Origin of the sequence: Romboutsia sp. Marseille-P6047 (genome assembly GCF_900604535.1) — a bacterium.
Taxonomy (GTDB): Bacteria; Bacillota; Clostridia; order Peptostreptococcales; family Peptostreptococcaceae; genus Romboutsia_E.
Genome location: NZ_UWOT01000005.1, coordinates 130110 through 147999, shown reverse-complemented (window position 1 = coordinate 147999; position 17890 = coordinate 130110). Strand labels below are relative to the sequence as shown.

The window sequence follows — 17890 nt, the reverse complement described above, 5'->3', positions numbered from 1 at the left end:
ATATGAAAAAAATAGATATCCATCTTCATTTAACTTTAAATCAATACCCTAAAACTGATAAGATGTTTATTTCAAGTGCAGAAAATATGATACCTCACTTAAATAAATTAAACATTGAAAAAGGCATTCTAATGTCAGCTGGAGAAAATAATAATTCAATGATGCCAATTGGTTATAATGACGAATGTAGAAAAATATGTGAAATATTTAAAGATAAATATGTTTGGATGTGTAATTTAGATTATAATAATGAAGATAGTATATATGAAAGATTAAGTTTATACAAAGAACAAGGTGCAGTTGGTATTGGAGAATTTATGATTAATCGTAAATTAAATGATACCTTTATACAAAAAGTATTTGAAGCTGCAGAAAAATTAGATTTACCCATTTTATTTCATATGAGTCCCAAAGAAGGATATCAGTATGGTATTGTAGATGATAGTGGACTTTTCATGTTAGAAGAAGCATTAAAGAAGTATCCTAAATTAAAGTTTATTGGTCATAGTCAACCATTTTGGCATGAAATAAGCAAAGACCCAGGAAACTCTTTAGAAGAAAGAATGAAATGGGGAAGTGGCAAGGTTACTTTAGGAGGTAGACTACCATATTTATTTGAAAAATATCCTAATTTATATGGTGATTTATCTGCAAATAGTGGTGGTTGTGCTATTATGCGTGATGAAGGGTTTGGATTAAATTTTTTAAAGAAATACAATGATAGATTATTATTTGGAACTGATATGGTTAACAATGAAATGGAATTTCCACTTGGAAAGTGGCTTGATGAAAAGTATGAAGAAGGTTCTTTAGATAAAAAAACTTATGAGAATATTTGTAATAGAAATTCAGTTAAATTATTTAATTTATAAGTAGGGGAGATAAAAATGCGTACAAGAATATTACCAAAGATGCTTAATGATGAAGTTGAAGAGTATCTATCAAGAAATGATATTATTATAGTTCCAGTTGGAACAGTAGAACTTCATGGAGGATTTCCACTAGATTGTGAAACTACTATTAGTGAAGCTTATGCACTAAAAATGGCAGAGGCTTGTGATGGCTTAGTATTAACAGGTCTTCCATATTTTTATGCAGGAGCTACTGCAAGTGCAAGAGGTACAGTTCAAGTAAGTGTAAGAGAAGGAATCGATTATCTTGGAGCAATAGCAAGAAACTTACTAAGATTAGGATTTAAACGTCAAATTTATATAAGTTTCCATGGTCCAGCTCACATGACATGTAGTCCAATGATAAGAGATTTTATGGATGAAACAGGAGTTCCTATATTATATATGGATATGACAATGCATGTAATGAAAAATGCTCAAGATTTATTTAAATCTCTAGATAGCTTTCATGCTATTAGTGTTGGTGCTTATAAAATTATGAATAGAATAGAAGATGTTCCACTTACAACAAAATATGAACATAAAAATCCTCAATCGTGTAAACAATTTGATGATATATTTGGTATGGCATATCAAAGTGGCTCTATAGGATATTATTTCAAAGAAAAAGGAGATCATATGAGTACAACTGCTGTGCCAGATGAAGAAACTAGAAATAAATTAGCTAATGAAGGTGAAGAGCTTATTGAACAAATGGTAGAGAGAATGAACTTAACTCATGTTGTAGAGCAAATGAGAAAGCTTGAGGAATATAATAAGGAAGTAGAAGAAAAATGCCCTTGGGTACCATCTAATTTTAATAAAAATAGATTTTAATATAGTATAATTATAAAAATATGTCTAAAAATTTCTGCAATGAAACTTATTAGGCATATTTTTATTTATTATGTAAATTAAAATTTATTTAATTTATGAATTATATTTATAATGACAAGATACTTGATACAAAGCACTTTCTAATAAGTCTAACTTGCCCTTTTTTTCTATACTTGAATTTAATCCATGTATCGTCTATATCAATTATTGTTCCTTTAACTTCACATATACCTAAAATAGTAATTTTACATTCATTACCTATTATATCTAAAAGTAACTTACTCATATCATTTCTCCTGTTGTATAAATAATTTGTGGTCAGTATTTCTTATCTAATAATAACAATACGTGATATTTTATATTTTAAACTTGATTAAAAAATTTAACAACAGAAAAGTGGAATCTATATAAAAAAGGAGACTATTCATAATTATATGAATTTAACAAGAATTTTACCTGGGATAGTTTGATAAACTGTAAAAAATATATTATGATAATAACATAATTATAGGAAATATTTGGATTTAAGATTCGAGTAATTAGTGATAATCTAAATTATATAAGGAGGAATTTAATGACAGAATTGATGATAATTAGTGGTTTAGTATTGATCATCTGTATAACTTCAACTAAGGTTTTATATAAATTTGGAGTACCAATGCTTCTTATATTTATTGTCCTAGGTATGTTATTTGGATCAGATGGACTAGTTGGAATTTACTTTGATAACTATGAGCTAACTAGTACATTATCTTCACTAGGATTAGTATTTATTATGTTCTATGGAGGTTTTGGAACAAATTGGAGGATGGCTAAGCCTGTAGCACTTCCATCAGTATTAATGTCTTCATTAGGTGTTATAATGACGGCAGGTCTTACAGGTTTATTTTGTCATTTAGTAATAAAGACTACTCTATTAGAAGGAATTTTAATAGGAGCAATAGTAGCATCTACAGATGCTGCATCAGTATTTGCTGTTTTAAGAGCTCAAAAACTAAATTTAAAAGGTTCATTAGCATCACTTTTAGAAGTTGAAAGTGGAAGTAATGATCCAATTGCATATATGATGACTCTTATAGTACTTACAATGATGAAGAGCTCAGGAGATTTAAGTATAAGTACGGTGTCACCTATAATAATTAAGCAGATTGTATTTGGATTGATAGTAGGTTTTTTACTTGCAAAGAGCACGGTTTATATACTTAAATACTCAAACTTTGAAGTAGATGGATTTTATACAATATTTGTAACTGCTGTTGCAATACTTTCATATTCACTTAGTGAGTTTTTAGGTGGAAATGGATATTTGAGTGTATATATAGCAGGAATAATAATTGGAAATAGTAAAGTACCTAAAAAGAAAAGTATGTTTCATTTTTTTGATGGAGTATCTTGGATTATGCAAATAGCATTATTTTTTATATTAGGTCTGTTATCTTTCCCATCAAGGCTACCTTATGTTACATCAACGGCAGTATCTATATCTCTATTTATGATATTAATCGCAAGACCATTAGCTACATTTATAATACTTAGTCCATTTAAATTTACAGCTAAAGAAAAAATATTTATATCTTGGGTTGGGCTTAGAGGAGCTGCGTCAGTTGTTTTTGCAATATTTGCAGTTACATATGGCGTTAGTATAGAGAATGATATATTTCATATTATATTCTTTATAGCTTTATTCTCGGTTGCAATACAAGGAACACTTATACCTAAGGTGGCTAGTGTATTAGATTTAGTTGATAATGAAGATGAATCTTTGGTATTGAAAACTTTTACAGATTACACAGGTGAAATAAATACTGATTTATTAGAGGTTAGCATAACAAGAGATAATCAATGGGTAGATAAAACGATTATGGATTCAAATATACCGGAAGATATACTCATTGTTATGATAAAGCGAGATAATAAAATATTAGTTCCTAAAGGGTCTACAGTAATAAGAGATGGAGATACATTGGTTTTAAGTGGAAATAATATAAAACATTTAATATAAAAGTAAAATATGTATTACAAGTGAATAATATATTTTAAAGATAATTTAGGCATAAACTAATCTCTATATAAAATAGAGATGTTTATGCCTAAATTACTTTTCATCTAAAAATAATCAATTAATAGCCCAATAGTTTTATTTAAATTAAGGAATTATTCTTATGATATAATAAAAGTGTATATATATTTAAATATGAATTGATCTAATACTTATAAAAAAGTATAAAATAACATAACTGATAAAAATATTTAGAAAGGTGAACATTTATGATATATAGTACTAATTATATAATTGGATTAGAAGATATAGGACAGAATAACGAAGCTACAAACAAAGCACTTCTTAAAATAATGGAAGACGTATCAGGATTTCATTCAGCATCTATAGGGTATGGGGTATTTGAAGTAGAAAGTAAAAGAAAGGCATGGATGCTTTTAGACTGGAAAATGAAAGTCATAAAAAGACCTAAATATAATGATGAAATAAAAGCTCAAACATGGTCAAGGGGATCAGATAGATTATATGCATATCGTGATTTTCAGATTATGGATAAAGAAGGTAATGTAATTGCTATAGCTACATCAAGATGGATATTTGTAGATATAGATAGAAGAAGACCCGTAAGACTTACACCAGAGTTAATTGATTTATATGAATCAGAACCTGATAAAAGAGTATTTGATGAAGATTTAGAAGACATAAAATGTGAAGATTACATATTTAAAAAAGAATATTATATACAAAGAAGAGACATAGATATAAATGAGCATATGCACAATTTAAGCTATCTTGATATGGCATATGAAATTTTACCTGAAGATATTTATAAGACTATAGTGTTTGACAATGTAAGAATAATATACAAAAAAGAGATTGTATATGGTGAAATGGTTGAGTGCTATTATACTGTAGAGGATGACAAGCATATTATTACAGCTAAAACTAAGGATAAATTAAATGCGGTAATAGAATTATCATAAAATAAATAGAAAAAGCCATCCAAAAGGATTTATTGGATGGCTTTTTCTATTTATATTTTTTTATTTCATTATAATATTCTTTTGGTGTAACTCCAAACTCCTTTTTAAAAGCACGGAATAAATTATTATAACTTCCTATTCCGCAAATATTTGCAACGTCTACTATAGACATTCCTTCTGCTATAAGTTTTTTTGATAAATCTAATTTAGCTTTTACTATATAACGATGTAAAGTTAATCCCGTAGTTTTTTTGAATTCTCTAGATATATGAAATTTACTAACATAAAATTCTTTTTCAAGATCATCAAGAGAAATTTCTTCTGTAATGTGGTTGTTAATATATGCAAAAATATCATCTATTAAAAATGGTTTACTTCTTTTTATTTTTTGCTTTGGTTCTGCATATATACAGGATCTTAGTATTAGAACTAGAACTATTGATAACATACTTTTAATATATAGGTTGTTAGCAAACTCATAATTTTCCTCTTTTAAATAAGCAAGCTTTTTTAATATATTTTTTGTTAACATATTGGTTTCTGTATTTGCATCTATAACTGCACACTCAAAAGGTACAGTATTAAAACTTTTAACAAGGTCTGTTTCTTCATCAGATAATTTATATAGTAATTCTGCTGTAACTGATAGTTCATAGACTATTAAAAGTTGTTTTGATTTTGATTCTATATCAATAAAATTATTAGGACTTATTAAAATAATATTATCAGTGCTACACCTTTGAGATTGATTATTTAAATTTAAATTACAATCTCCCGAAAATACAAATAATATTTTATAATATTTATTTGAGTTAATTCTTTTAGTTTTTATATTATTAAATTTAAATTCCCTTACAAAATAATCTTTTTTATCAATCATTAATACCCCCCTTTTATTTTAATAGCTAATATATCAATTTTTGTTAATATTATATCAAGATATGAATATAATTTTATTTTACAATATGAGATAATAAAAATACAAATAAATATGACAGTTTTGTTAAATTTATTTACAATCTATTTTTTATCAATAACAAGGGGGTACTTTATGCAAAAGTTTTCAATGAAAGATAAGATTGGTTATACTCTGGGGGATTTAGGGTGCTGCTGTACGGAACAGTTTAGGGCTATGTTTTTAACAGTATTTTATACATTAGTTCTAAAAGTTAACCCTATCCATGTAGGTACAATAATGCTAGTAACAAAATTTTGGGATGCTATCAATGACCCTATAATAGGAGCTATTATAGATTCTCGTAAAGCAAAACCTGGTAAAAAATTTATACCTTGGATTCGTACATTTTCAATACCTTGTGCAATTTTAATGTGTATTGGATTTTTAAATGTTTCTAATTTAAATTATGGTTTAAGATTAGCTTATATCTTAATTACTTATGTTTTATATGAAGCTATGTATACTTGTGTAAACGTTCCATTTGGATCATTATCAAGTGTTATGACAGATGATACTAATCATCGTACAGATTTATCAAGATATAGAAGTTTAGGTGGAACTATTTTTATGACTGTAATAGTTATCGTTGGACCATTATTTTTATATAAAGATAACAAACCTGTACCTTCAAACTTCTTACTATTAGCTATTATTTGTGCTTGTGCAAGCGTTTTCTGTTTACAAATTACATCTGTATGGTGTAAGGAACGTGTTGAGTTACCTCATATAGAAAAGGAAAAATTTAGTTACATTGAAGTATTAAAAAATATATCAAAAAATAGAGCTTTATTAGGAGTTATAATTGCTAGTTTAGTTGGTATGATATCAGCTAGTGTTGTTAATGGATTAAATACATATTTATTTAAAGATTATTTTGGTAATGTAAAAATAATGGCTGTTTCAGGAATGTTAAGTACAGTTTATTCAATAATTACATTCATTGGAACTAAGTTTGTTGCTAATAAATTTGGTAAAAAAGAATGGTGTATGTATGGGGCTGGTTTTGCTGCGATAGTGTATGGAGTTTTATTTTTCTTCCCAATAGATAATCCTATAATGTTTATAATAATCAATGGGGTTTGCTATATAGGAGCATCAGGTTTCCAAATACTAATTTGGGCTATGGTAAATGACTCAATAGATTATCAAGAGTTACAAACTGGAACTCGTAATGAAAGTATAATTTACTCTACATATTCATTCTTTAGAAAACTTGCTGCTGCATTAAGTGCTAGTTTAAGTAGTTTTATACTTGCATTTATAGGATATAACGTACATGCTTCTACTCAAACAGCAGAAGTTGCTTCAAAGCTTTGGAAATCGTATACAGGAATTTATTCTATAGGATATTTAATAGCAATATTAGCATTATTCTTTATATATCCTTTAAGTAAGAAAAAGACTCAAGAAATGTTACAAGAGTTATCAATTAAAAGAAAGAATATAAAAAACATTTAAAATATGCTTATTTAGGAGAGATATGATGATTAAATTAATAGAAATAAAAAATCGTAAAAATAATACATTAAGAGGTGTACTTACCCTTCCTGATAATATAGAAAATCCTTTTATAGTGTTAAATCTACATGGATTTGGAGGAAGTATGTCAGGGCATAGATATGCTCATGCTCATTTATCTAGAATACTTGATTTTAATGGATTCGGATGTGCTAGATTTGACTTTTATGGCTGTGGTGAAAGTGATGGAGAATTTGAAGAAATGACTTTTACTGGTCTTATAGAAGATGCTATTGACGTATATAATTGGTTAGTTGATTCAAAAATAACGACTTCTGATAAAATCATATTATCTGGTCATAGTATGGGTGGTTATGTAGCTGCATGTGTTGCTCCAAAGTTACAACCAGCTGCTTTAATTCTTATGTGCCCTGGTGCTGGAATGTGGTACGGTTGTAAAGAACGTGCAGATGAGCTGAAAGATAAATCAATACAATATGCTAATATGGAAGGATTAAAATTTAATATTGACTTTAATTATGATTTATACAACTATGAGCCATTCTCAAGTGCTATGGGATATGACAAAGAAGTTCTAATTATAAGAGGGACTGAAGATAAATTAGTTGATGATCGTACTTGCCAAACTTATTTAGATTGTTATAAAGATAATAAAACAACATATATACAAATTGAGGGTGCAGGTCATAACTTTGAAAATATAAATGCTAGAAGTGAATGTGAAGATGCAATTATCGATTTTTGTAAATTAATTAATAATAAATAAATGTAAAATAATTAAGAATAAATTTAGGGGGGATTTATATGAAACTTTTAGAAACAATCAATGTAGGAAATATTACACTAAAGAATAGAGTTATGTTTCCACCATTAACTACTGGTTATGAGGGGAGAGATGGTAGCATAACTAAACAAAGTATTGAATTTTATGAAAGATTAGCAAAAGGTGGTGTTTCATACATAGTAATAGGTGATGTTTCTCCGATTAATAGTTTTTCTCCTACACCAAAACTATATGATGATAGCCAAATTGAAGGTTTTAAAAAATTATGCGATTCAATACATAAACATGGGGCTAAAGTTTCTGCTCAGATATTTCACCCAGAATATGACTGTGATGCTATAAATAAGATGTTTGCAAGTGGTGATATGAAAGCAGTAAGAGAAAAATTACATCACGATATGAAGCACTTTGTTAATGAAGTAAGTGAAGAAGGCTTAAATAATATTATAAAAAAAATGTGTGATTGTGCAATTCGAGCTGAAAAAGCTGGTGTTGATATTATTCAAATACATGGTGATAGATTAGTTGGATCATTATGTAGTACTATATTAAACAAAAGAAATGATAAATTTGGAGGAACTCTAGAAAATAGAACAAGATTTGCACTACAACTTGTAAAAGCATTAAAAGAATCAGTTCCTAATATGCCTATTGATTATAAATTTTCAGTTGTTACACCGCAGAGAGGTAAAGGTGGCATAAATTTAGATGAAGCACCTACTTTTGCTAAATGGCTAGAAGAAGCTGGAGTTGATATGCTTCATGTAGCTCAAGCTAATCATACTGGTAATATGGCAGATACTATTCCTCCAATGGGGGTTCAACCTTATGGGTTCTTTGTTGATATTGCTGCTCAAATCAAGAAAGTAGTGAATATACCAGTTAGTACAGTTGGTAGAATATTTAATCCTAAAATGGCTGAAAGCATTCTAGAGTCTAATAAAGTAGATATAATTGGACTTGGTAGAATTTTACTTGCAGATCCTGATTGGGTTAACAAAGTAAAAGACAATAAATTTGAAGATATACGTGAATGTATATGTTGTAATAAGGGATGTACTGATAACATACAAGAGCGTAAGTTTTTAAGTTGTATACTAAATGCTGAAAATGGATATGAAGGAACTAGAAAAATAACTAAGGCTGAAACTAAGAAAAATGTTATAGTAGTAGGTGGAGGACCTGCAGGACTTGAAGCTGCTCGTGTAGCAAGTCTAAAAGGTCATAATGTTACTTTATTTGATGAAAATACATCTTTAGGAGGTCAATTAAATTTAGCATGTATACCTCCTAGAAAAAATGAAATACGTAGAGCTATTAGATTTTTAACACATTCAGTAACATCTCAAGATGTAAAGTTAAGACTTGGAAAGAAGGTAAGTCAAGAAGATATATTATCTTTAGAACCAGATGCTGTATTAGTTGCAGTAGGTGCAAGTAATATTATTCCAAGTATAGATGGTCATAGTAATCAAATGGTATGTGATGCATGGAAAATATTAAGTGGAGAACAACAAGTATTTGGTAATATAGCTGTTATTGGCGGAGGTATGGTAGGTTGTGAAGTAGCTGAGTACCTATGCCTTCAAGAAGGAAATAAGGTTTCTATAATTGAAATGGATGATAATATAGCTAAAGGTGAAAGTAGTACAATACTTCCAACTCTAATGGAAAACTTTAATAAAAATAATGTTAAGATATATACAAATCATAAGGTTAATAAGATAAACAAAGAAAATATAGTATGTGAAAATGATAATAAGGAAATTGAAATACCTTGTGATTATGTAGTTATGGCAGTTGGTGCTAGACCTAATAGTTTTGATATTGATAAGTTATTAGAAAAGAATATCAAAGTTGTTAAAATTGGTGATTGTAAGGATAGAGCATCTGATATTGAGAATGCAATTAAAACTGCTTATGATACTGCTAACGAAATATAAAATAATAAACCCCTAGGTAATATATTACCTAGGGGTTTATTATTTTATATTTGTTCAATTAATCCATAACCATCATGTCTTTTGTAAACTATATTTAAATCTTCAGAATCTAAATTTCTAAATACAAAGAAATTATGTCCTAATAAATCCATCTGCATAATAGCATCTTCAGTAGTTAGAGGTTTATCAAGATTAAACTTCTTAACCCTTTTATAATACTATCACTTTCTATATTTATATCATCATATTTATCTATATTATTGAATCTAATACTTTCATTAGATTTATTTTTATTAATAAGTTGAGTTTTTAATCTTCTTATTTGTTTATATAACTTATTATAAACTACATCTATAGCGTTATATAAATCATCTTTTGAATCTTCAGCTCTGATTATAGTCCCATTTTTAGTGAATATAGTCACCTCTATTTTCTGACTTCTCTTAGTAACATCTAATTTTACATGTACATCTGTATCATCACTTAGATACCTTTCTAAGTTATAAAAAGTATTTTCTATTTTTTCTCTAATAGAATTTGTTAGTTCAACTCTTTTTGAAACGATATTAATTTTCATAATTATGTACCTCCAATATTAAATGTTTGTTTTACTAATTCTAAATATCCACTTGGATGGAAATAGTAAGTTTTTGTCTATGTCCTGCAGGAAAATTATTTATTATAATCTAATGTCATATTGGAATGATTTGGATTATATTATTATAATAATATGAAAATGTTTTCAAGAAAAGACTGTTTTTTTATGGAATTTTCTGATAATATATTGATTATACGGTGTATTTATAGTTGAACTACTAATAAATCTAATAAATAACTGCACCTAATATTTTCAAATATTGAAACTACTAAAGTGCAGCTATTTTTATATTAAAATCTTTTAGTTCGATAAAATCTATAAAGAAAATCCTTTTCTAAAGACTTATTTAAAATAGCAGTCTTATCAAAATTAATAAAGCGAATTTCTAGAGATGACTTATTAATAGGTAGTACTTTATGAATTAACTTTAAATTGACAATATATTGTTTATGTGTAGCAAAAAAGTTAGGTGGCAACCTTTTAGATAAATCTTCAAAACTCTCATAAAATTTTATTATATCGTGATCTTTAGTATAGAGATTAATAGCTCTAGAATTTTTTTCAAAGATAACAATATTATCAAAATTAATCATATGGATTTGTTTTCTTACTTTATAAACAAATAATGTATCTTCAATAAAATTAGTTTTAGCCAATTTATGAGAATTAATATGATCTATGGCAATATTTAAAGAGTCTAAGATTTTCTCGTTAGTAAAGGGTTTAACTATGAAATCAACAGGATGAACTTTGAAACTCTCTAAGCTATAATCAGCAAAACCAGTAACAAATATTATATGAACATCTTCATCTATTTTTTTTATTTCCTTAGCACAATCAATACCATTTTTATAAGGCATATCTATATCTATTATAAGTAAATCTATTTTTTCACTTTTAATAAATTCTATGGCATCTATTCTGTTTTTTACTTTCTTTACATAGTCTACATAGTTAGAATCTTTTATTATTTTTTCTATATCATCTCTAATAATTTTATCATCATCACATATTAAAACTTTTATCATTAAAAAATCTCCTTTTAGCAGTATTTCGGTATTAAAATAGTAAATTCAGTTAAAAATTCATCACTACTTGCAAAGATATGGTAACCATACTTATTTAGAATATTTTTAACTAAATAAAGCCCATAGCCTCTGTTATTACCATCTTTAGTAGAAAAACCTTCTTCAAAGATACTCTCTGTATTGTATATTTTAGGTCCATTATTTTTTATTGATATAACGTACTGGAATTCATCCTCATATACAAAGAGTTTTATATATTTATTATCTTTTTTTATTGTAGATAAAGAATCAATAGCATTATCAATAATATTTAAAAGTACAGAACTCATATCACTGGGTTCTATTATAAGATTATCAATAAAATCTTGAATATAAACATCAAATGTAATATTTTTTGTAAGGCATTCTTCGTATTTTAATGAGGCTATAGCATCTAAATATGATACTTTTCCATATCTAGAAGTCTTAGATCTAAAGCTATTAGAGATATTTATAATATAGTCTTTTGCATCGATATTTAAATTATTATTAAGTAGAGAATAAACTACTTGTAAATGCTTAAGATAATCATGTTTTTGACTTCTAAGTTTGGAGATAATATTATCTTTATGTTCTACTTTATTATTTAATTTATTTAATTCAGATTTATATTCATAATTTATATTTATAATTTTTGTAAATTTATATCCAATACATAAACAGATAATCATTACTGTAAATGCTAATATTGATGTGAAGATACCCTTTATCAATAAATTTTCATTTAATCTATACAATGTATAAGTAAACATTTTATAAACTATTAAAAATGATAACGATGATATAAATAAAGTGAAAATATTTCGCTTTCCTAAATTCATTTCATTATAAAAATTATATCTATATAAAATTAGACTAAATAATATAAAAAAGACTAATAAGCCTACTGTAAATATAAAAACATTATACATATTTAACTCCTTAACTATTCATTTATAATAGAAGTATATCATTTATAAAAAGATATGTAAAAAGTTGAAACTTACATAAATAAGGACAAAATCTGCACATAAGTTATTATAAATGAACAAAGAACTATAATAAATTTGCAAAAACTCAATTTGATAGAATTATTTTTCATGGATATAATGAACTTGTTCAAGATAAGAAGTTATTTGTATGAAAGGAAGTGAAATAAATGATGGAAGACTTTAATATGGTAATAAAGTATATAAAAAGCTTTAAATCAAGATCATTGGCAATAGTGCTAAGCATAATTTTAGGAACATCACTTATTGTAGGTGTAGGTACTTTATCAAAAAGTGCGCAACAAGCTGGATTGGATAGGGTAAAAAGGGAAACGGGTACATATCACGTAGCTTATAAAGATATCGATAAAAAACAATTAAATATTATAAAAGAAGGTAGTGATATAAAAAATATTGGGGTAACTTCTTACTATGCATCTACAGATATAGGTGAAAAGCTACCTATTAATATAATTTATGCTGATAATAATTACCTAAATGATGAATCAGAAATTATAAAAGGTAGATTGCCAAAAGGCGAAAATGAAGTTGTATTAGAGGGTTGGATATTAAACAGTATGGGATTAGAAGAAATTGTAGGACAAGAGCTAACCTTTAAGCTTTATAATAAGGATAATGAAGAAACTTTTAAAGTTGTAGGAATATTAAAAGATAGATATAAAGATAAAAGTGTTGGAAGATGCGAAATGTTTTTAAATCTTGATGAAGAAAATATTAGTAATTTTACAGCAAATGTGGAGTTCAATGAAGGTAGCACAATTAGTAAAAATATACAAGGTATAGCTAAAAAAGCAGGAATTGACCTAAAAGATCAAGTGGGTGTTAATTCAACACTAGTGGGATCTGTAGAAAATAATGGGGGACTTGATATTGAAAGTAGAAATACCGCTATAGCTATGAGTATATTTGCTGGTTTAGTAATTTATAGTATTTATTCAATATCTGTTTATCAAAGAATAAGAGATTATGGAATGTTAAGAGCAGTTGGAGCAACTAATTTTAGAGTATTTAAGCTTATGCTATATGAGCTATTATTATTAGCTTTGATATCTTTACCTATAGGTATAGTATTTGGTATGGGTGGAGCTCAGATATTTAATAAACTTGGTGGAAATATAAAGTATGAAGGAAATATAAAGTCAACTTCTTTTGTAATACCAACCAGGATAATAATATTATCTATAGCTTGTACATTAATAATGATATTTATAATAAGTATATTAACGTATATAAAAATAAGAAAAATATCACCTATAGAAGCTATAAAGAGAAACTTTGGATCAGATAAAAAAGTAAAGAAAAGTAATTTTATAATTAATAAATTAATTAATAAAATATATGTAACTAAAACAATATCAATAAAAAATATATTTAGAAATAAAAAATCATTAATACTTATTATGATATCAATGAGCATAGGTGGAATACTTGTAATAAAGAATGATTATGCATACTCTAGATCACAAGCTATGTATAAAGATCAACAAAGATGGTTGTTTATGAATGGTGACTTTGTCTTAAAAGTAAATGGATCAACTGATGAGGAAAATGGACTTAGTGATGATGAGATAAATGAAATCAAAAATATAGATGGAATAAGTGAAGTTAAGACAGCTAGAATACTACATACTAGGATGATATTAGATAAAGAAGATATACTAGATATGAAATTTATAGAAGAGTTAGGTAGTGGTGGATATACTGGAAATGTATTGAATGGTTTATTAGCTGAAGATAAAGAAACTGGTAAGTACTTATTAAAACAGAAGTTAAAAGGTTTTAATGATGAAATGTTAAAGTCACTGGATGAATATGTGATAAGTGGTAACATAGATATAGAAAAAATGAAAAAAGAAAACTTAGCAGTAATTTATATGCCACATATTATTGATACTTTTTATGGAACAAAGGATGTAGTTGTAGGTAAAGGAAAACCACTTTCTAATATAAAGGTGGGAGACACTGTAACAGTAAAATATCCTAAAGGTAAAATAACTGATGGAGAGGCGTATTGGAAAGCAAAAGATAATTATGAGTATGAAGAGTATGACTTTAAAGTAGGGGCTATTGTTAATTATCCATTTGCAGATGATAGTATGTATAGTTCAGATAATGGTATAGACGTTATAACAAGTAATAATTATTTAGAAAGATTATTTGGCAAAAACAATTATGATGTAGTTTATGCAAATATGAAGAAGGGTGAAAATCATCAAGAGATAAATAAAGAACTTGGTAAAATAGGAAGTAAAGTACCTGGAACAATTACTACAGATATGGTTCAGGATAAAATAGCTAATGATAAGAACTTAAAGCAAGAAAAACTATATACTTATGGAATAGTGGCAATCTTGTTTGTAATAAGTATATTTAACATAATAAATAATGTAAGCTACAATTTAACATCACGAACAAGTGAATTTGGTATGCTTAGGGCAATTGGAATAGGTGAAAAAGATTTTAGAAAAATGATAACATATGAAGGTTTATTTTACGGAATAGTTTCAAGCATAATAGTCGTAGTTGGAGGAATACTCTTACAAATTAGGATGTATAAGACTTATGGCTTTGCAGATTTTGGTATGGACTTTCTTATAAATTATAAATTATATATTTTAATAATAGTTGCAAATATAATAGTTGGATTATTGGCAACTTATTTACCAGCTAGAAGAATAAAAGAAAGTAGTATAGTAGAATCTATAAATATTTTAGAATAGAGGTGTCATTATGGTTATATTAGAAACTATTAATTTAGGTAAAATATATGGAAAAAAACAAACAAAAGTAGATGCACTTAAATATGTTAATTTGAAAATAGATAAGGGTGAATTTGTAGCAATAGTAGGTCCAAGTGGTAGTGGTAAAAGTACATTTCTCCATTTAATAGGTGGATTAGAACGTCCTAGTAATGGAACTATAAAAGTTGATAATAAGGATATTTGTTGTTTATCTGAAGGAGAATTAGCAAAGTATAGAAGACAAAAGGTGGGATTTGTTTTTCAACAATATAACTTAATACCAGTGCTTAATGTGAAAGAAAATATAGAATTACCATTAAAGCTTGATAATCAAAAAATAGACAAAGAGTATATAGAAGATCTTATGAAATTATTAGGAATAGAAGATAGAAAAAATCATCTTCCAAATCAATTGTCAGGAGGTCAACAGCAACGTGTTGCTATAGCTAGAGCACTTGCAAATAAGCCAAGTATAATTTTAGCTGATGAGCCAACAGGAAACTTAGATAGTAAGACTACAGAAGAAGTAATGGATTTATTGAAGCAATCTATTAAAAAATATAATCAAACTTTAATAATGATAACTCATAATAATGAAATTGCAAAAAAGGCTGATAGAGTAATATCTATAATAGATGGAAAATTAAACAATAAGATAAGCGTTTAAGTTAATGAATAAGATAAAATAGAATTTTACTAAGGAAAAAATACCTATAAATTAAGTATAGAAAGGACTTATTTTATATTTTTATAGCATATAAATTATTTATTCATATACACCTAAAAGTTAAATATTTTACAATTATTAAGAAAAGTAGTTATAATTTATAACTATTCACTGATAATATATGATATAATAAAGCCTCATGATTTATAACTTTATATTTAATTTAAAATTAACATATGTATACAATATATTGTGAACTAATTTTTAAAATAAATAGTGGTAATAAATAATTAATATGATATACTATATAGTATAATAAAAAGAAAAAAATATATACTAATTAGGGATATGGAGGAAAAATGTTCAATTTAAATGCTATAAATGATAAAATATTTAAAAAAGTAATAGTAAATCCAAATAAAAAAGAATTAAGAAGCTTAGCAAGTGATGTAGAAGTAACTACTGAGTTTAAAAATGCTAGTTATAAAAGTGAAGTTAAAAATAGAAGTGCAAAAAATACATACATAGTTGATGAAATAGAAGTAGGGGTAGATCAAAAGGGAATTTCAAAAGATAAAGCTGATGAAATAGCAGCTAAAGTATTTGAATATATAAAAGAAAAAGAAGTAATAAGAGTAGATAGAAAAATGGGAATGAATGAAAAATTTTCTTATAATTGTAGATTATACATATCAAAAGAATTTGCTAGAATAGCTCATATGTGGCATGATACATTATTTAATCCAGATGATAGTGAAAATCCAGATTTAGTAAGTATATATATACCTGAGTGGCCAGAAAGAATAATGATAGCATATCCTGAAACTGGAGTTACTTTTATATTAGGTAGTGATTATTTTGGAGAAGCGAAAAAGTCATTTTTAAGAATGGCGATGTATAAGGTAAAGAAATCAGGTGGATTAGGATTCCATGCAGGAAGTAAGGTATTAAGAGTATTAGATAAAAATAATAAAATAAAAGATGTTGGATTTATAATGTTTGGACTAAGTGGAACTGGGAAGACTACTTTAACAATACATGACCATGAATTAACTGGTGAAGAAAAAGCAATAGTTAGACAAGATGATGTTATATTTATGGATGAAGATGGTTATTGTATAGGAACTGAAAATGGATTTTATATAAAAACAGAAGGGTTAAATCCAGCTAATCAAGGGATATTATACAAAGCTGCAATTAGTGAAAATGCAACTTTAGAAAATATAATGGTTAGAGAAGATTCTACAGTAGATTTTGATGATGTATCTATAACTTCTAATGGTAGAGGAATAATTTTAAGAGAAGATATAGACACTACAGATGATACAGTAGATTTAGAAAAAGCTCATAAGATATTATTTATAACTAGAAGAAATGACATAGTTCCTCCAGTTGTAAAATTAAACCCAATGCAGGCACTAGATGCATTTATGTTAGGCGAATCAATAGAAACTTCTGCAGGAGATCCAAGTAAAGCAGGTCAATCAAAAAGATGTGTTGGAACTAATCCATTTATAATGGGTTCTGAAATAGAAGAAGGAATGAGATTAAAAGAAATATTACAAAAGAATAAAGATATGGAATGCTTTATATTAAATACAGGTAGTGTTGGAGCTAAAGAAGATTTCAAAGGTGAAAAATTAACTATAAATGTTTCTACAACTATAATGAAAGAAATAGCTAAAGATAATATCGAATGGATAGAAGATAAAGAGTGGGGATATATGATACCTAAAGAGGTTAAGGGAATAGATATAGAAAAATATAATCCAAGAAACTTCTACACTAAAGAAGAATATGACAATATAGCAAATATGTTAAGAGAAGAAAGAAAAGCTTGGTTAAGTAAATATGAAAATCAAGCTATGAAAGAAGTAGCTATAACAATCTAATATAAAGATAAAAATATATTAAATCCGTTGAAGATATAGTGTTGATTTAATTTTAATAGAATG

At 26.8% G+C, this 17890-nt stretch carries 16 protein-coding genes; 10 read left to right on the top strand and 6 right to left on the bottom strand.

Translation table 11 applies throughout. The annotated features are described in order from the left end of the window. Nucleotides 1-2: 2 nt before the first annotated feature. A complete protein-coding gene (locus EIH23_RS07000; protein ID WP_122639505.1) occupies nucleotides 3-872 on the top strand; it encodes an amidohydrolase family protein in 870 nt (289 codons plus the stop codon). A 15-nt stretch (nucleotides 873-887) separates the two neighbouring features. Further along, a complete protein-coding gene (locus tag EIH23_RS06995; RefSeq protein ID WP_122639504.1) occupies nucleotides 888-1727 on the top strand; it encodes a creatininase family protein in 840 nt (279 codons plus the stop codon). A 106-nt stretch (nucleotides 1728-1833) separates the two neighbouring features. On the opposite strand, the gene EIH23_RS06990 is transcribed toward EIH23_RS06995, so the two are convergent. Further along, nucleotides 1834-2013: a hypothetical protein gene (locus tag EIH23_RS06990; protein ID WP_122639503.1), complete on the bottom strand. Its 180-nt coding sequence runs from the start codon at nucleotides 2011-2013 to the stop codon at nucleotides 1834-1836. Nucleotides 2014-2301: 288 nt separating this feature from the next. Between EIH23_RS06990 and EIH23_RS06985 the strand changes: the two genes are divergently transcribed. Both EIH23_RS06985 and EIH23_RS06980 read left to right on the top strand, forming a co-directional pair. Continuing rightward, on the top strand, nucleotides 2302-3729 hold the full coding sequence (locus EIH23_RS06985) for a potassium/proton antiporter (RefSeq protein ID WP_122639502.1): 1428 nt from the start codon (nucleotides 2302-2304) through the stop codon (nucleotides 3727-3729). Nucleotides 3730-3995: 266 nt separating this feature from the next. Next, on the top strand, nucleotides 3996-4709 hold the full coding sequence (locus tag EIH23_RS06980; protein WP_122639501.1) for an acyl-[acyl-carrier-protein] thioesterase: 714 nt from the start codon (nucleotides 3996-3998) through the stop codon (nucleotides 4707-4709). 46 nt (nucleotides 4710-4755) lie between these two features. Here EIH23_RS06980 and EIH23_RS06975 read toward each other — a convergent pair whose 3' ends face one another. Continuing rightward, nucleotides 4756-5589 carry a helix-turn-helix domain-containing protein gene (locus EIH23_RS06975; RefSeq protein WP_122639500.1) on the bottom strand — a complete coding sequence of 278 codons (834 nt, stop codon included), beginning with the start codon at nucleotides 5587-5589 and terminating at the stop codon, nucleotides 4756-4758. Nucleotides 5590-5760: 171 nt separating this feature from the next. Between EIH23_RS06975 and EIH23_RS06970 the strand changes: the two genes are divergently transcribed. From EIH23_RS06970 to bilR, 3 genes are read left to right on the top strand one after another with little or no spacing between them, the layout of a single operon-like run. Next, nucleotides 5761-7125, top strand: a complete 1365-nt coding sequence (locus EIH23_RS06970; RefSeq protein ID WP_122639499.1) for an MFS transporter — start codon at nucleotides 5761-5763, stop codon at nucleotides 7123-7125. A gap of 25 nt (nucleotides 7126-7150) precedes the next feature. Further along, nucleotides 7151-7912 carry an alpha/beta hydrolase gene (locus tag EIH23_RS06965; protein ID WP_122639498.1) on the top strand — a complete coding sequence of 254 codons (762 nt, stop codon included), beginning with the start codon at nucleotides 7151-7153 and terminating at the stop codon, nucleotides 7910-7912. A gap of 38 nt (nucleotides 7913-7950) precedes the next feature. Beyond that, nucleotides 7951-9873, top strand: a complete 1923-nt coding sequence (bilR, locus tag EIH23_RS06960) for a bilirubin reductase, long form (RefSeq protein ID WP_122639497.1) — start codon at nucleotides 7951-7953, stop codon at nucleotides 9871-9873. A 44-nt stretch (nucleotides 9874-9917) separates the two neighbouring features. On the opposite strand, the gene EIH23_RS16545 is transcribed toward bilR, so the two are convergent. The 4 genes from EIH23_RS16545 to EIH23_RS06945 form a co-directional block, all read right to left on the bottom strand. Further along, the gene (locus EIH23_RS16545; protein ID WP_243113343.1) at nucleotides 9918-10031 is read right to left on the bottom strand and encodes a sigma 54 modulation/S30EA ribosomal C-terminal domain-containing protein; all 114 of its coding nucleotides are present in this window, start codon (nucleotides 10029-10031) and stop codon (nucleotides 9918-9920) included. A gap of 17 nt (nucleotides 10032-10048) precedes the next feature. Further along, nucleotides 10049-10450, bottom strand: a complete 402-nt coding sequence (hpf, locus tag EIH23_RS06955) for a ribosome hibernation-promoting factor, HPF/YfiA family (RefSeq protein ID WP_243113342.1) — start codon at nucleotides 10448-10450, stop codon at nucleotides 10049-10051. 311 nt (nucleotides 10451-10761) lie between these two features. Next, nucleotides 10762-11499, bottom strand: a complete 738-nt coding sequence (locus tag EIH23_RS06950) for a LytR/AlgR family response regulator transcription factor (protein ID WP_122639496.1) — start codon at nucleotides 11497-11499, stop codon at nucleotides 10762-10764. A 14-nt stretch (nucleotides 11500-11513) separates the two neighbouring features. Next, nucleotides 11514-12449, bottom strand: coding sequence for a sensor histidine kinase (locus tag EIH23_RS06945; RefSeq protein ID WP_122639495.1), 936 nt, complete (start codon nucleotides 12447-12449; stop codon nucleotides 11514-11516). 227 nt (nucleotides 12450-12676) lie between these two features. Between EIH23_RS06945 and EIH23_RS06940 the strand changes: the two genes are divergently transcribed. From EIH23_RS06940 to EIH23_RS06930, 3 genes are all read left to right on the top strand, one after another. Continuing rightward, nucleotides 12677-15247 (top strand): ABC transporter permease, encoded by a 2571-nt coding sequence (locus EIH23_RS06940; protein WP_122639494.1) that lies wholly within the window; start codon nucleotides 12677-12679, stop codon nucleotides 15245-15247. Between the two features lie 10 nt (nucleotides 15248-15257). Continuing rightward, nucleotides 15258-15935, top strand: a complete 678-nt coding sequence (locus tag EIH23_RS06935; protein WP_122639493.1) for an ABC transporter ATP-binding protein — start codon at nucleotides 15258-15260, stop codon at nucleotides 15933-15935. A gap of 359 nt (nucleotides 15936-16294) precedes the next feature. After that, complete coding sequence (locus EIH23_RS06930; protein WP_122639492.1) at nucleotides 16295-17827, top strand: phosphoenolpyruvate carboxykinase (ATP); 1533 nt, start codon at nucleotides 16295-16297, stop codon at nucleotides 17825-17827. The last annotated feature ends 63 nt before the right edge of the window (nucleotides 17828-17890 follow it).

Excerpts from the sequence above, each read along its gene's own strand:
- EIH23_RS06980 (WP_122639501.1), top strand. The coding sequence starts at position 3,996 with ATGATATATAGTACTAATTATATAATTGGATTAGAAGATATAGGACAG.
- EIH23_RS06985 (WP_122639502.1), top strand. The coding sequence starts at position 2,302 with ATGACAGAATTGATGATAATTAGTGGTTTAGTATTGATCATCTGTATA.
- EIH23_RS06990 (WP_122639503.1), bottom strand. The coding sequence starts at position 2,013 with ATGAGTAAGTTACTTTTAGATATAATAGGTAATGAATGTAAAATTACT.
- EIH23_RS06965 (WP_122639498.1), top strand. The coding sequence starts at position 7,151 with ATGATTAAATTAATAGAAATAAAAAATCGTAAAAATAATACATTAAGA.
- EIH23_RS06970 (WP_122639499.1), top strand. The coding sequence starts at position 5,761 with ATGCAAAAGTTTTCAATGAAAGATAAGATTGGTTATACTCTGGGGGAT.
- EIH23_RS06975 (WP_122639500.1), bottom strand. The coding sequence starts at position 5,589 with ATGATTGATAAAAAAGATTATTTTGTAAGGGAATTTAAATTTAATAAT.
- EIH23_RS06945 (WP_122639495.1), bottom strand. The coding sequence starts at position 12,449 with ATGTATAATGTTTTTATATTTACAGTAGGCTTATTAGTCTTTTTTATA.
- EIH23_RS07000 (WP_122639505.1), top strand. The coding sequence starts at position 3 with ATGAAAAAAATAGATATCCATCTTCATTTAACTTTAAATCAATACCCT.
- EIH23_RS06935 (WP_122639493.1), top strand. The coding sequence starts at position 15,258 with ATGGTTATATTAGAAACTATTAATTTAGGTAAAATATATGGAAAAAAA.
- EIH23_RS06995 (WP_122639504.1), top strand. The coding sequence starts at position 888 with ATGCGTACAAGAATATTACCAAAGATGCTTAATGATGAAGTTGAAGAG.
- EIH23_RS16545 (WP_243113343.1), bottom strand. The coding sequence starts at position 10,031 with ATGCAGATGGATTTATTAGGACATAATTTCTTTGTATTTAGAAATTTA.
- hpf (WP_243113342.1), bottom strand. The coding sequence starts at position 10,450 with ATGAAAATTAATATCGTTTCAAAAAGAGTTGAACTAACAAATTCTATT.
- EIH23_RS06940 (WP_122639494.1), top strand. The coding sequence starts at position 12,677 with ATGATGGAAGACTTTAATATGGTAATAAAGTATATAAAAAGCTTTAAA.
- bilR (WP_122639497.1), top strand. The coding sequence starts at position 7,951 with ATGAAACTTTTAGAAACAATCAATGTAGGAAATATTACACTAAAGAAT.
- EIH23_RS06950 (WP_122639496.1), bottom strand. The coding sequence starts at position 11,499 with ATGATAAAAGTTTTAATATGTGATGATGATAAAATTATTAGAGATGAT.
- EIH23_RS06930 (WP_122639492.1), top strand. The coding sequence starts at position 16,295 with ATGTTCAATTTAAATGCTATAAATGATAAAATATTTAAAAAAGTAATA.